Origin of the sequence: Paraburkholderia caffeinitolerans (assembly GCF_902859945.1) — a bacterium.
GTDB lineage: Bacteria > Pseudomonadota > Gammaproteobacteria > Burkholderiales > Burkholderiaceae > Paraburkholderia > Paraburkholderia caffeinitolerans.
In genome coordinates, this window is sequence record NZ_CADIKL010000078.1 from 1 (window position 1) to 12,792 (window position 12,792).

The 12,792-nt window shown below is 59.3% G+C and carries 11 protein-coding genes and 4 pseudogenes; 7 read left to right on the top strand and 8 right to left on the bottom strand.

From position 1 onward, the window contains the following. Positions 1–174 precede the first annotated feature (174 nt). Positions 175–291: pseudogene (locus tag HV773_RS35925) on the top strand (IS110 family transposase); the annotation flags it as partial. 113 nt (positions 292–404) lie between these two features. Beyond that, positions 405–905 (top strand): annotated as a pseudogene (locus tag HV773_RS35930) (IS110 family RNA-guided transposase); the annotation flags it as partial. 3 nt (positions 906–908) lie between these two features. On the opposite strand, the pseudogene HV773_RS35935 reads toward HV773_RS35930, so the two are convergent. The 6 genes and pseudogenes from HV773_RS35935 to HV773_RS35960 form a co-directional block, all read right to left on the bottom strand. Further along, positions 909–1,112, bottom strand: a pseudogene (locus tag HV773_RS35935) (IS6 family transposase); the annotation flags it as partial. 250 nt (positions 1,113–1,362) lie between these two features. Next, on the bottom strand, positions 1,363–2,619 hold the full coding sequence (locus HV773_RS35940) for an MFS transporter (protein WP_175198478.1): 1,257 nt from the start codon (positions 2,617–2,619) through the stop codon (positions 1,363–1,365). Between the two features lie 62 nt (positions 2,620–2,681). Next, on the bottom strand, positions 2,682–3,782 hold the full coding sequence (locus HV773_RS35945; RefSeq protein ID WP_175198479.1) for a porin: 1,101 nt from the start codon (positions 3,780–3,782) through the stop codon (positions 2,682–2,684). A gap of 102 nt (positions 3,783–3,884) precedes the next feature. Further along, entirely contained in the window at positions 3,885–5,522 is a 1,638-nt protein-coding gene (gene mhpA, locus HV773_RS35950) for a bifunctional 3-(3-hydroxy-phenyl)propionate/3-hydroxycinnamic acid hydroxylase MhpA (RefSeq protein ID WP_175198480.1), read from the bottom strand. A gap of 112 nt (positions 5,523–5,634) precedes the next feature. Continuing rightward, on the bottom strand, positions 5,635–6,573 hold the full coding sequence (locus HV773_RS35955; RefSeq protein ID WP_175198487.1) for a VOC family protein: 939 nt from the start codon (positions 6,571–6,573) through the stop codon (positions 5,635–5,637). A 67-nt stretch (positions 6,574–6,640) separates the two neighbouring features. Further along, complete coding sequence (locus HV773_RS35960; RefSeq protein WP_175198481.1) at positions 6,641–7,489, bottom strand: fumarylacetoacetate hydrolase family protein; 849 nt, start codon at positions 7,487–7,489, stop codon at positions 6,641–6,643. Positions 7,490–7,650: 161 nt separating this feature from the next. Between HV773_RS35960 and HV773_RS35965 the strand changes: the two genes are divergently transcribed. Further along, the gene (locus HV773_RS35965) at positions 7,651–8,358 is read left to right on the top strand and encodes a TetR/AcrR family transcriptional regulator (RefSeq protein ID WP_175198482.1); all 708 of its coding nucleotides are present in this window, start codon (positions 7,651–7,653) and stop codon (positions 8,356–8,358) included. Between the two features lie 313 nt (positions 8,359–8,671). Here the strand turns inward: HV773_RS35965 and HV773_RS35970 are convergent. Further along, positions 8,672–8,877, bottom strand: a pseudogene (locus HV773_RS35970) (hypothetical protein); the annotation flags it as partial. A 448-nt stretch (positions 8,878–9,325) separates the two neighbouring features. Here HV773_RS35970 and HV773_RS37350 point away from each other — a divergent pair. The 4 genes from HV773_RS37350 (at position 9,326) to HV773_RS35985 (ending at position 12,039) form a co-directional block, all read left to right on the top strand. Then, positions 9,326–9,451, top strand: a complete 126-nt coding sequence (locus tag HV773_RS37350) for a hypothetical protein (protein WP_255221872.1) — start codon at positions 9,326–9,328, stop codon at positions 9,449–9,451. Between the two features lie 720 nt (positions 9,452–10,171). After that, positions 10,172–10,600 (top strand): antitoxin Xre/MbcA/ParS toxin-binding domain-containing protein, encoded by a 429-nt coding sequence (locus tag HV773_RS35975; RefSeq protein WP_175198483.1) that lies wholly within the window; start codon positions 10,172–10,174, stop codon positions 10,598–10,600. Next, the gene (locus HV773_RS35980) at positions 10,597–11,070 is read left to right on the top strand and encodes an RES family NAD+ phosphorylase (protein WP_175198484.1); all 474 of its coding nucleotides are present in this window, start codon (positions 10,597–10,599) and stop codon (positions 11,068–11,070) included. Before HV773_RS35975 ends, HV773_RS35980 begins: the two co-directional genes overlap by 4 nt. Before the next feature lie 381 nt (positions 11,071–11,451). Continuing rightward, positions 11,452–12,039: a DUF7713 domain-containing protein gene (locus HV773_RS35985; protein WP_175198485.1), complete on the top strand. Its 588-nt coding sequence runs from the start codon at positions 11,452–11,454 to the stop codon at positions 12,037–12,039. 336 nt (positions 12,040–12,375) lie between these two features. Here the strand turns inward: HV773_RS35985 and HV773_RS35990 are convergent, their stop codons facing one another. Then, positions 12,376–12,657 (bottom strand): CppA family protein, encoded by a 282-nt coding sequence (locus HV773_RS35990; RefSeq protein ID WP_175198486.1) that lies wholly within the window; start codon positions 12,655–12,657, stop codon positions 12,376–12,378. Positions 12,658–12,792: the final 135 nt, after the last annotated feature.

The window sequence follows — 12,792 nt, forward strand, 5'->3', positions numbered from 1 at the left end:
GATGCATCGCATTCGCAAAGACCAGTTCGATCTCACCCGCGTGCACCTCAAAGATACCACTTCGCCGTCGGTCTGGATGGCGGTTCTTTCGGCTCGTTGAGGGGTCCGAAAAAAGAGCGTTACTTCGCCTGCCTACTCAGTTTGCACCACAACCTAGATATTGCGAAGAGCGTGATGCAGGTTCATTGGGTCGACGCGGGCAGCGGCGAGATTGTGAACAAACCCGTCAAGAGAGCGTTATTTCTCGAGTACTTTGCCAATCGCCCTCCCTGTCTGAATGAAATGAACGCGTCCCACCCGTGACGGTGGCAGCGAAGAATGTTGGGGCCTCACGGGCCGACGGCATCAGAGTACCAAAACTGGATGATCATAGAGGTCTTCCTAGGCAAACCGGAGGATCCGGCATGAATTGCACGGCTGTGGGTGTGGATATCGCCAAAAACGTGTTTCAGGTGCATTACGTAGATCAGGCTACCGGCGAGATCGTGAACAAGCCAATCAAGCGAGCGCAGTTCCTCGAGCATTTCGCAAACCGCACCCCTTGCCTCATTGGAATGGAGGCATGCGGCGGCGCGCACCACTGGGCCCGGCAGCTTGTAAAGATGGGCCCCGAGGTAAGGTTGATACCGGCGGAGTTTGCGAAGGCGTCTAACATTCGCAAAAAAAATGACGCTGCGGACGCACGGGCGATATGGCTCGCCGTTCAGCAACCCGGCAAGCCGGTCGCTTTGAAGACCGAGACGCAGCAGGCAATGTTGGCACTGCACCGGATGCGCCAGCAGCTCATCAAATTTCGCACGATGCAGATCAATAATCTGCGCGGACTGTTGACGGAGTACGGTGAGGTGATGGGCCAGAGCCGCGCGGCGCTCGATAAGGCGATACCAGAAGTGCTGGGACGGGTTCCAGCGTTTGACGAACTCCGGCGTGTAGCGCTTCACCCAACGCAGGATCGTCGTGTGGGCCAGCGACAGGCCGCGTTCGGCCATGATCTCGACAAGATCGCGCAGACTGAGCTTGTAGCGCAGATACCAGCGTACGCAAAGGACGATGACTTCGCGGTCGAAATGACGGCCGTTGAACAACCACTCCAGATCTTTCAGCTTGCTCATTGGCTCGTGATCGTCAAAAGCTCAAGGCTAACAGACCGACGCTTCGGAATTGCACCACAACCGCATAGCCAGCCCTCCCAAGTGCCATTTTCACGTGCCACCATCCAGATCCATGCTCAAGGCGATCAAACCTGAATTCGACTCGTGCTTTCACAGAGCGCAGATCGTATGATCTGTGTGATTGCGAACGCGACGATCCGCATCCGCGTCTGTTTTATTGATACCCCCTGACGGGGGAGTGGGGCTCGCCTCATGCTGCGCCGATTGCATCTGTCGTCGGACGCGGCATGCGGGACGGCGCGGTCTCCTTGAGACTCAGTGCAACAACGAACCCAATTGCGAGCGCGATGAAACCGAGCCACATGATGTACTGGATTCCGAAATGCTTGGCCACATAGCCCGCGATGGCAGGAGCAATGCCACCGCCGAATACTTCACCGACACCCACGACCAGTCCCGACGCGGTGGACATCAGCTTCGCCGGCACAGACTCCGCGCTCAACGGCCCGACGGTCAGTGTGATCATGCTGAACACGAAAAGCAGGGTCAGCATCAGATAGAAGAACAGCGCCGTCGGATTGGCTCCGGTTCTGGCCAGCAAAGTCAGGAAAATTGTGGCACCGATTACTGACAGGATCATGACTGGCTTGCGGCCCAGCTTGTCCGAGAGAGTCGGCATCGTAATCGTCCCGAGCATGCCGCCGAAGCCGATCGCAGAGAGGACGTAGCCCATCTGCTGTATATCGAGATGCAGGTAGTCTACTAGATAGCTCGGAAACAAGGCGCTCAGCACAACCAGGCATGTCAGCCAGCAAAGCATGCCAACAATGTTAAGCGGAATATTTCGATACCGGAGAACGTCACTCCACTTGTGCTCGGCGGCGTCATGCGTCATCGTATGTTCGGCGGCGGTGGTGACCCTGGTATTGCGCAGCACCTTCCATAGCAGTGCAGCCACCACAAGACCCGGAATCGAGACAATTGCAAAGATCAGATGCCACGGCATCACCTTCAGCAACTGGGTGACAAGAATTGGGGCGATGCCCAGGCCGAATAGCGGAAGTGCCATTTGCTGGATGCCGATATTGCGACCATGGCGACTGGGTTTCGAAGCATCGAGCGTTGCAACGATGCTTGCGGGCGTGTAGGCGCCTTCTGCAAGGCCCATGACAGCACGAATGAGGATTAGCGTCCCGACGCCAGTCGCGAGGCCACTCAATCCTGCGAGGAGCGAAAACATGACGATGGCAGGCATGATGACCTTCCGGTGCCCGATCCGGTCCGACAGGTTCCCCATGAACATCGCAGAGAATCCCCACGCCACCGACAGTGCGCCGGTGATATGTCCGAGGTCCTGATAGTCGAGCCTCAGGTCTTTCATCATTACCGGGAAGAGCGGCATGATCATGAAGCGATCAATGCCAACCAGGCCAAAGCCGAGGGAAAGCAGTAGCACAGCTTTCCATTCATACGCCGTGTCCCAGTGTGAGTTAAGGTTGCGGTTCATCCAAGTCTCCTGATGTGAGGCTCGTTACGAGAGGGCCTCTGGCGAAAATAACCACTGATTGGCTAGAACGCCGTTTGCAGACCGAGGCGTCCGATAATCTGATGATCGCTGCTCGACTGACCGACGCCGTTTATCCAGGCGTTATGTCCGCCCGGAACATCGCCCCCAGTCCACTGGAAGACCCCTTCGGCATACACCACGGTGCGTTTCGAAAGCGAATACTGGACGGCGGCGGTCACCTGCTGGGCATGGTTGTCCTCCAGTTGAGCGTTGCCTTTCATGTACTGGTAGTTGGCACCAATGCGCCAGAACGGGGTCAGGGAATAGAGGCCACCGGCCTGGATGGCCTGAACCACTCCGCCAGTTAGCGTGTTCTTCGTATTGGTATAGAGTGCGTTGAGATAAAGATCGCCTATCGGCTGGCTGATACCACCCCCGAAATTGCGGATGCCGTCGTGGCCATTGTTCAGGGATGCGTACCGCGTCTCGTTGTAGGCAGCACCTATCCCAAACCCGCCGATGGCGTAATGCACGCCGAAACCGACCGTGTTGTTGGCAGAAAGAGACCCAGCCGTGTTGCCAAATCCGTACAACGCGCCAAGGCGAAGCCCGCCGATCGTTGCACTGATGATCTTCACCGAATTGGAGATACGTGACGTGCCGCCTGTCTGGTCGAAGTCAAACGAACCTGTGGGGTTATTGGGGATACCCAGTGCAGAGAATGGGCCCTGTCGCATGTTGTACAGGCCGCCATACATGAACGATCCGTCGAAACGACCGGGAGGGAAAAAAAGGAAGTCGCCCATGAGGTTATACTGCTGGCCGAAACTAACGCGTCCGATCCCTTCCTTTTCGAGGCCGACAAAAGCCTCACGGTTAAAGTCAGCGTTGGGGCCAGGAATGCCGGCGCCAGAGTTGACCGAGAACTGCGAGGCAAGCTCAAATACCGTCTTGTACCCGCCGCCCAGATCCTCCACGCCCCGGATACCCCAAAGACTGGGTGTCCAGATGGAGTCATCGGCCTTGAAGTTATGGCTACCATTTTCGTTCGATACAAAGCTCAAGCCGACGTCGAGCAACCCGAAAAGCGTCACGCTGCTTTGAGCGTGAGCCGCAGAGGCGAGGGCGAACGTCGACACAACACATATCAGGGTCTTTCTCATTCTGCATTCCTAATAGAATGGGATGATCTTGGGGCCTGGAGATGAACCGTGGTTTCGTGCCGGGCAGACGCCAGATGCTCGCGCGTCTGCCCGCTCGTCCGGCTAGGCTGCTACTTCCCCGTGCTGATTGAGCGTGTCCGTGATGCCATCCCGGCGTTGCAGCCCCGAGGCGAGCGTCGCCAACATGGCGGAAATGTCCTCATACGCGGCACACGCGCCATATACGTAGTAGTCTGGGCGAACGATCAGGACTCTTGCACGGTGTTCCTCGAAGAACGCCTGGTACTTTCCACTCACGTCATACAGGACGCGGTCGGCAACAAGTCGTGACTGATCGCGCGTGATGCCAATCGTCTGAGCGCCGATTTGGACGAGCAGTGCCCGGGCGGCGTCGTCAAGATACTGGTCTGGGTCTGCGTCGAGCGCGATGACGTGAAATCCGTTGGGAACCGCCTCGTCATACCGCATCGTCTCGCCGGCGTTTTGCACCCGACCGTGGACGCTCAACTGTCCCGCGAGGCCGCCGTGCGCCGGGTTCTGGTCCGCATGAATCAGGCCGTCGGTGATCCCCGGGAAAGGCGGCAGGGGCGGCACGTTTCCTGAGAGGTAAGCCGAGTCACGCAGCGCCGCCTCCTCGGGATCGGAAATGCATACGACCTTCCCCATGGCAATCGACGCGTCGATCACGGCGCGGACCTGGGGCTTGCGCTCGGGCGTATAGCCATCGAGAAGCGCCGGCGACGCGATACCTTTGAGAATGAGGTCGAAGCGCCATGCGAGGTTCCAGGCATCCCGAAGGCCGGAGCACATGCCCTGTCCCATGAAAGGGGGCATCTGGTGCGCGGCGTCGCCGGCGATCACGACGCGTCCCTTGCGCCACTGTTCCGCGAGAAGCGAGCGGAACGTATAGAGCGCGTAGCGGACGAGCGTTGCCTGATCCGGTCCCACCCAGGGCGAGAGGAGCTGCCACACTTTTTCGGGCTGCTGCATCTCCTCCCGCGTTTCGCGCGGCAGACGCATGAACTCCCAGCGGCGGTAGCCGGGGCCGCCCGGAACCATGGTGGTGGGGCGTTCAGGGTTGCACCACTGGCCGATGTCCGGCACGTCGAGTTGCACGCCCTCGTTCGGCTTCAGGTCAATGACGAGCCAGTCTTCCTGAAATCCGAGATCCTCGAACGTGATGCCAAGGGATTTTCGGACGAAGCTGTTGGCGCCGTCTGCACCAACGACATAGCGCGCTTTCACCGTGCGAGTCTCACCCGTAGGAATCCAGACGTTCTCTTTCATGGCTCCACGTCGAAGCGTCACTTCGCAATAGTCGTCGCACTCGCGCAGATCGACGGCCTCCCATCCCTGATTGACGGAGATCGTCGGGATCGACTTCGCTTTGCTGTCGAGGAGCGCCTCGAGCGACGGCTGGTTGAACAGGTAGCCGACAGGCCCGTCGCTGATGGACTCGGATGACCAGTCGATTTCGACCAGCGTCTTCCAGTCGGCGTTGAACCACTGGTAGGTGGCGGAAGGCTGAGACAGCGCCTCCACTTCCTTGCCAATACCCATTGCGTGGAACACGCGCCGGATCTCGTGATCGTGGAATACCGCGCGCGGCAATGGGTAAAGAGACGGCCAGCGGTCGTAGACCGCAACGCTGTAGCCGCGCTCGCCCAGCAATATCGAGAGCGATTGTCCAACGGGGCCGTAGCCGATAATGACGACGTCGAGAATGTTCTGGTCAGCCATGATGTTCACCTTCGAACGAGCGAGTCGTCCCCTGGCGCCGTGTATGCCGGCTGCCATCAAACCCGCTTCTGGTTGAGAAATCGGTTAGCCTTTCGGCCGGAGTCTTGAGCCGCTACGCGGGCGCCTCGGTGTTGCGGATGAAGTTTTCGGGAACAGCGGGGCCCCACAGATAAAGCGAATCCTCGGGCGGGAAATCGCCGGCCGGCCAGGGATGACCGGCGGAGACAAAATCGATGTCGGCCGAGTATTCGCAGAACGAACCCCACGGATCTTCGACGTAGTGAAAGTAGTTCGAACCCAGCACGTGGCGGCCCGTACCCCATCCTTTCACATAGCCCGCGGCGGCCATTTGCGAGGCGCCTGCGCCAACCGCATTCACGTCGTCCACGTCCCAGGCCGCGTGATGCCAGCCGCGCGCGTGGCTCCTGGCGAACGCGACCAGGTGATGGTCGCTGCCATGCGGCGCATGGGTGAAGGCGATGATGTCCTTTGACTTGTCGGATAGCCTGAGGCCGAGCGCCTTGTCATAGAAGTCGAGCGCGCGCAGCACGTCCGGCGTGAACAGGAGAACGTGCGAGAGCCGGCGGGGATGGACGACCGTCGATTCGGATCGCGTATGCGACCCGCGTTCGTCGGCGGGACTGCCGGAGACGACGTTTTGTGTCTTGGACGAAGGGCTCGTCTTCGGCCCGACCTTGACCTGCACGAGATTGCCGTCCGGATCTCGGAACCAGACGCCGTCCAGGTCTTCACCGATGACGATATTCGCACCGGCCGCAGCGATCCGGGAATGAAGCGCATCGAAGTCGGCGGCGAAGCAGTTGAACGACAGATACGCCAGGGATTTACGCTCTGCGGGCAGGATGCGGGCCCAGCGATGGCCGTCCTCCGCATATAACGCCAGCTCCTGCTGGTGGCCGGCGGACTTCTCAACGCGAAGACCGAAGCTGCGGTAGAAGCGCTCCGCCTCGTCGAGCGATGGGACGTTCAGCGCGAAATGATCAATCGAATGCACGCTGGCGCGCGTGAAAGCTTCCGGGTTGGCGGTCATTGCTGTCTCCATCATTTTTCGATGCGCCCGCTCGGATAGCGGGCTGTGCATCACCTGTCGCTGGCAATCACCGGGCGGCTTCGTCTGCGATCACATTCCGGAGGGTGCCGATCTTTTCCACGCTCACTTCGCAAACATCACCCGCTTTCATCAACAGCTTCGGCGTCCGGGCCCAGCCAATCCCCGACGGCGTACCCGAAACAATGACGTCGCCCGCTTCAAGCGTGATTGCCTCGCTGATGATGCTGATCAGGCTGGCAACATCGAAAACCATCTCGTCCGTGCTCGCGGACTGCACGACCTCTCCGTTCAGGCGGGTTTCGAGCCGCAGGCCCTTGATGCCGGGCGGCAGTTCGTCGGCCGTGACGAGGTCCGGGCCGAATGCACCGGTGCCATCGAAGTTCTTGCCAACAGTCCACTGCGGGGTCTTGAACTGGTACTCGCGCACCGAGCCGTCATTGAACAGCGCGTAGCCCGCGACGTGCGACAGCGCTTCCTCCTTGCCGATGTGCCGTCCACCTTTGCCGATGACCACGGCGATTTCCCCTTCGTAATCCAGGCCCGCCGAATCGGCAACTGCCGGGCGGATCATCGGCTGCCCGTGTGCGATCAGGCTCGTCGCGACGCGGAAGAACAGGGTGGGGTAATCCGGTTGCGCGTATTGGCTTTCGGACGTGTGGTCCGCGAAGTTCAGGCCGACGCAAATAATCTTGGGCGGCCGCGAGAGCGGCGGGAGAAACTTTATGTCCGTCAAAGAGACGCGTTCCTGCGTGGCGCTCCGGCTCGCGAACTCGACGAGATCGACGCCACGTGCCAGTAGCGATTCCAGGGTTTCGTCGCCGATCACCCGTACCTGTTCGCCCTCGCGAATACCCAGAGTGGGCTTGCCATCCTGCTCAAAACTCACCAGTCGCATGTGTTTCTCCTGACATTTAGTGGAGGCGGCCGCCGGGCTCACCTTGTTTTGACAAATCCGTCAGAACGAATATTAATCGTTTTGACCAAAACGTCAATTAGAATGGAAATAGGACAAACCCGTACAATCGCAGTGTGGTCGGGTCGAAGGATGAGCAACCAATGAAAGCGTCACCAGAGCATTACCAGAGCCGCGTCGGTGCCTTGCGACGGGAAAAAACCCGCAATCGTCTGATCGAAAGCGCGCTTGCCGTCTTCGCAGAAAAAGGACCCGATGCGCCGATAATCGATGACTTCATTGCGGCCGCAGGCGTCGCTCGGGGCACCTTCTACAACTATTTCAGGACCACCGCTGAACTGCTGGCTGCAGTGGCCGGCGAGAGCAGTGACCAGGTGCTTGAAGTCATCGATCCGCTGGTACTCGACGAAAAGGATCCGGCCAGACGGGTGGTTGTCGGATCACGGCTGTACATGACGATGGCTGCCCGTTATCCGCTATGGGGGGCGTTCATTACCCGCGTGGGTACACGGCGCGGGTCGCGCGGTCGATTACTGGACGAATATCTGACACGCGACCTGCAACTGGCGATGGATGCGGGTCGAATCCATGTGGGGCATGTCTCCGTCGCGCGCGACATCGCGCTTGGCGCCATCATGTATGGCATTGAAACCTTGCTCTCCGGCGAGGCGCCGGAGGACTACACGGAGCAGTCAATGTTTGCGCTGCTGCAAGGTTTCGGAGTCAGCGCGTCCGAAGCCCGTGAGCTTGCCTTTGCACCAATAGCGGATTGTGGCGCGCCACAGGGAGTGGTCTTCGAAAAAGATCACCGACAGCACCACGGAGTCCGGGAAGGGTCGTCTGTCGCATAAGCTCAGATGGTCTGTCTGCCCCATTACTGACAACAATTTTCAGGGTGGGCTTGAGGTGCGCAAAGGGCGTCTCCATCTTCTTGCGCTTACAGCTTGAGCACCGGTATTGCGTGGTGGTGGCAGTTCGGCTGGCAACATCCCGCTCTTCGACCAGGCCAACATCGGATCTGTGCCATAAGCAGTATCGCCCACGAACCGACGAGGCTTAACAGGTTGCGGAAATACACCCCCGACGGAAGCGGTCTTCCTCGATTTACGCGCCCGCCAATGCCAGATCTTTCGCATTGTGCAATTTCAACGCGAATCAACTATTTTAAGCGGTGTGAGGCCGACTTCTGGCCTCATTGCCGCCTTTTCCAGCCACTATAGGACGGATTTGTGCCAGCGATCGCATGCGCACGAGGTTGTAGGCCGCCATGTTCAACACGAACATCTGGTCCACCTTCTTCAAGCCAAGCCCCATCATCTGGCGCATGCGCCCCACGGTCTGGCCCACCCAAAACTTTGTACGATCAACTTGCTGGGCGTCTTTGCTTTCATTACAGGCGCGATGGCGCCATCGCGTTCTTTACATTCTTGAACTTACGGTAAGCTCAGCGCGTAATCCGAATTGAAGCCAGTCGCGATCCGGCCGCATGCCCCCATAACGGATCAGGTTGCGCACGTCCCCGCATCGAAAACAGGTCATGTCCAGCGGGCACAGGCAAGCACAAAATCGCGATTTAACATAAAGCGAATGATCGATTTTTAATTCGCAATCCTATGTTTTCCAAGCAAAAAAAGATTCAAATTTGTGCAGGAGGCTGCTGCACAAATTCTGGATTCGGCCATGCCTTCAGGTTGCGCGGTGACAATTTGCGCAGGGCGGGAAGGGCTGGCTTGCGCTGGATCAGTGTGGCGACACGCTCTTCAAGTTTCTGATGATCGAAACGTCGAAGGGGAAGGTAGCCTGTCTCACGAGGCCACGATGAAGCGTCTCGAATTGACGATTGGTGACCTGCCCAAGGTGTTGGATGCCGTGGACATGGAGGCTGACTGGTCGCTGGAGGAGCCTGAGCAGGCGTCAACTCCGTTATCGTCGCCTGGTATGTGAATCCGAAATCAGAGCTCAAACCCGCCAGTTCTCTTCGGAGCCTGGCGGGTTTTTCTTTGCCTGCGGGGTGCGGGCTACATACAGCGGTGGAGTCACTCAGCCGTTCAGTTGCGACTCGACGTTCAGGACGATCCGCGCGAGCGGGTTGTTGTCTGCGGATTGCGGCGCGAAATTGATCTGGGCGAAGGTGACGATACCGAGAGCGACGACCATGAGTACTCCAGACGCGGCGATGCGGGTAAGGTATTTCACAGGGACCTCATTTTGATGGTGTAGACAGTTACTCGGCGAAGCTGACAGGCGTGTCGAATCACCTTCAGCGGCATGTCTGTCCGCAACCCGGCAACGCCGGACGCGGTCGTCGGATCGCACTTGCCGATCGAACGGGGTTTTTGTGCAGTGCGCTATAACACGACCGTCGGATCGCACCTACTGATCGCACGGGCTTGTGCAGTGCACTATAAACGGTTTATCCGCGTGCCCGGTGCGACATCCTGTCACCAGCGGATGGTTAATTGCTTGAGCGTTTCGCGTATGAAAGACTTCTGTAGGCGGTAACGCGCCGTCATGCTATGTGGGCGATTCTCGCAGGCACGGACGATATCGAGGTGGCCGCCTCGACAGTCTCCCCGCTGGAGCCCGCTAGATTGAAGATGGGTTTGCGGACGGTATCAATTGCGCTATGATTAGGTATCAACTGATACTTTGGTCGGGAGTCGCATGTCACTGATTACGCCTGAAGCAGTGGCCGCGGTCATGGAACTGCGGCAGGTCCCGCACACGCTCGCGGAACTCGAGGCACTTGTCCGCGACGGCCTGCCCAAGTCCGCACTGCGCGCGGGCGTCGAACATGCGACGCAGGGTGCCGACGCCCGGCGTGCGCTACTTGCCCGCATCATCCCCGAAGCGACCTATAAGCGGCGTCGCGATCGGCTGACGCCAGACGAATCGGAAAAGACTGAGCGGCTGGCCAGGATCGTCGCGACGACGGCCTATGTCTGGAACGACGGAGAGGACACGCGGGAATTCCTGTCGACGCCGCATCCGGAGCTCGAAGGGCGGGCGCCGCTCGATGTTGCGTTGACCGAGCTCGGCGCGCGCCGGGTCGAAGAGCTGCTCTGGAAACTGTTTTATGGGTTGCCGGCGTGAAGTTGTTTCGAATCGCCGATACTCGACACACGGTGTGGAGTGGCACCGGCGCGATGCTGGTGGGCGGTCGCTTCAATAGCCCGGGGCGACCGGTCATCTACGCCGCGTCGACCTTCGCCGGTGCGATGCTCGAGGTTCTTGTTCATGCGCGCATCGGCAAGGTACCGAAGACACACGGATGGGTTGAAGCAGCGGTTCCCGACGATATTCGCGTCGAACGCCATTCGGCCGAATCGTTGCCGGGGGGATGGGATGCGCCAGCACTGCAGGCGGCAAGGGAGTTCGGCGACGCCTGGCTGACCGAGTCGCGTACCGCGCTCCTGATCGTACCTTCCGTCGTCGTCCGTGCAGAGTTCAACGTGCTGGTCAATCCGGCACACCCCGACGCGACGCGGATTGCCGTGACCGAGCCGCAACCCGTGGTGTGGGACGAGCGCCTCTTTGTGATGCCACCGGTCGGACACTCCTAGATTATGGTGGTGGTCGGCTAGCCTCGCCTCGACGCTTTGCTCCTCGACGGAGATGACCAGGACGTGGCTTCTGGTTTCGTTCGCACTCGCCGCGCGCAATGGCCAGTGCAGCGCCGTCTTATATTCTCCTTGTCTGGTTGCCAAAGCCGACACGGCTGTCAGTTTTTTGTCATTCGCCCTGACCATTTAACATAATCTTATTTGTTTAATTATTCAATTTGTTATCGTAAATTATTGATTGAAAGACGTGGACTCCGGTGCAATTCGTGAGTGACTTCATCGTCTGATTGCTAGACGGCAGGGGAGGGCACTCTTGAGCGAACATCACGCCATTAGTGATGCGACAATGGTTCCCATCTGAAAGCACCCGAAGGAGCGCTGATGACCGATTGCACCTGTGACCGGTGCGGAGCGGTTACGCCACCGCACGATGTTGTCAGCGTCGCTTCGCCGGATGGCCCCTTCCGGTTGCTCTGTAGCCGCTGTTTCAACACCGGGATGGCGCATCTTGCGGAGATTCGCGCCTTCGAGCATCCGCAGTTCACGCCCATGCGTCTGGCAGATGCGGATGGCGTCGTACACGAGTTCCATTTTCGCAGCTTCCTGTTCGGCGACCAGCGTTCACTGGAGGCGTTCGAGCCCGGCATCCACGAGGAGGACGGTGCAGGTTTCCGTTTCCAGCTTCTCGGCGATCCGCAGTCGGATCCATTCGAGCTCCTGGGTGAGCTGGTACAGAAGATCAAGCGCTGTCTGGCCGTCAGGCACCTGGTCGAGCGCTCCGACCGCCTCGAGTTAGCCGGAACGACGGTCCGTGGACGAATTGAATGGGACGGGAACGACGACGGCCGCATGCCGTGTGTGGTCATTGACGGCAGGCGGGTCGACTGGACCGACTTTGGGAGGATGCTGATGGCGTTCGAAGGGTGGCAGTTCCGGATCGAGCTGGTTGATCCGGGTGATGAGGCATAAGGACTTTCGCCTCGCGTCCAGCACCGAACGGGCGAAGTGCCGGAGATTTTGCAGACAGTGTCTGCAGAATTCGGCCGCCTACGCGTCCATTGCCCGGTTCTCCCCGTGCCAGGCTCACGCTTTATCCCGGCAGAGCGGTTCGAACCTGACATTGCTGGACCAGCAAGTTCCCGTCCTTCAAGGCATCCGGAATCAACGCGAACTGCGCGCTACCGGCAGGCCGCGAGTCAACGACACCGCGCCCGAACTACCCGACAACCTTATCGCCGTCCATCACCCACTGTGCCTTCGATTGATAGCCCGGTCCCGCCACGCGGAGCGCAGTAACTGCTGGCGTCAAACGACCGGGCTCACGACGGTCGACGCGGTGCGCGCGGCGAGGATGTGGCGGATAGCCGCCAGGGATTGTTCCGCCACCGCACTCGGGTTCTGCCGCTGCGGCAAACGAAACTCGGGAGTCTTGACGCCCAGTTGTCGGCAGACCGCGGATAGGTACGGTTTGCCCGATCCCGTGCATCGTGCAACGGCGGCAGCAAGGGCTGCGTCGCTGACGTGCCGGCGCAGCCATTCGAGCGTTTGACGGTCCTTTTCGTGATGGACCCTGACCAGATGCTCCATTGTCGCCTCCCGAGAGGACTGTATAAAAACAAGGGCTATCCATCTAGCTCCACCTGAGCCATGATGGCGGAATGAGCGAAGCCCAGCGTACGCCCGTTGCCGGCCAGGACTATCCGCAAACGTGGAGCCAGTTCG

Excerpts from the sequence above, each read along its gene's own strand:
- HV773_RS35940 (WP_175198478.1), bottom strand. The coding sequence starts at position 2,619 with ATGAACCGCAACCTTAACTCACACTGGGACACGGCGTATGAATGGAAA.
- HV773_RS35960 (WP_175198481.1), bottom strand. The coding sequence starts at position 7,489 with ATGCGACTGGTGAGTTTTGAGCAGGATGGCAAGCCCACTCTGGGTATT.
- HV773_RS37350 (WP_255221872.1), top strand. The coding sequence starts at position 9,326 with ATGAAGCGTCTCGAATTGACGATTGGTGACCTGCCCAAGGTGTTGGAT.
- mhpA (WP_175198480.1), bottom strand. The coding sequence starts at position 5,522 with ATGGCTGACCAGAACATTCTCGACGTCGTCATTATCGGCTACGGCCCC.
- HV773_RS35965 (WP_175198482.1), top strand. The coding sequence starts at position 7,651 with ATGAAAGCGTCACCAGAGCATTACCAGAGCCGCGTCGGTGCCTTGCGA.
- HV773_RS35985 (WP_175198485.1), top strand. The coding sequence starts at position 11,452 with ATGACCGATTGCACCTGTGACCGGTGCGGAGCGGTTACGCCACCGCAC.
- HV773_RS35955 (WP_175198487.1), bottom strand. The coding sequence starts at position 6,573 with ATGACCGCCAACCCGGAAGCTTTCACGCGCGCCAGCGTGCATTCGATT.
- HV773_RS35990 (WP_175198486.1), bottom strand. The coding sequence starts at position 12,657 with ATGGAGCATCTGGTCAGGGTCCATCACGAAAAGGACCGTCAAACGCTC.
- HV773_RS35945 (WP_175198479.1), bottom strand. The coding sequence starts at position 3,782 with ATGAGAAAGACCCTGATATGTGTTGTGTCGACGTTCGCCCTCGCCTCT.
- HV773_RS35975 (WP_175198483.1), top strand. The coding sequence starts at position 10,172 with ATGTCACTGATTACGCCTGAAGCAGTGGCCGCGGTCATGGAACTGCGG.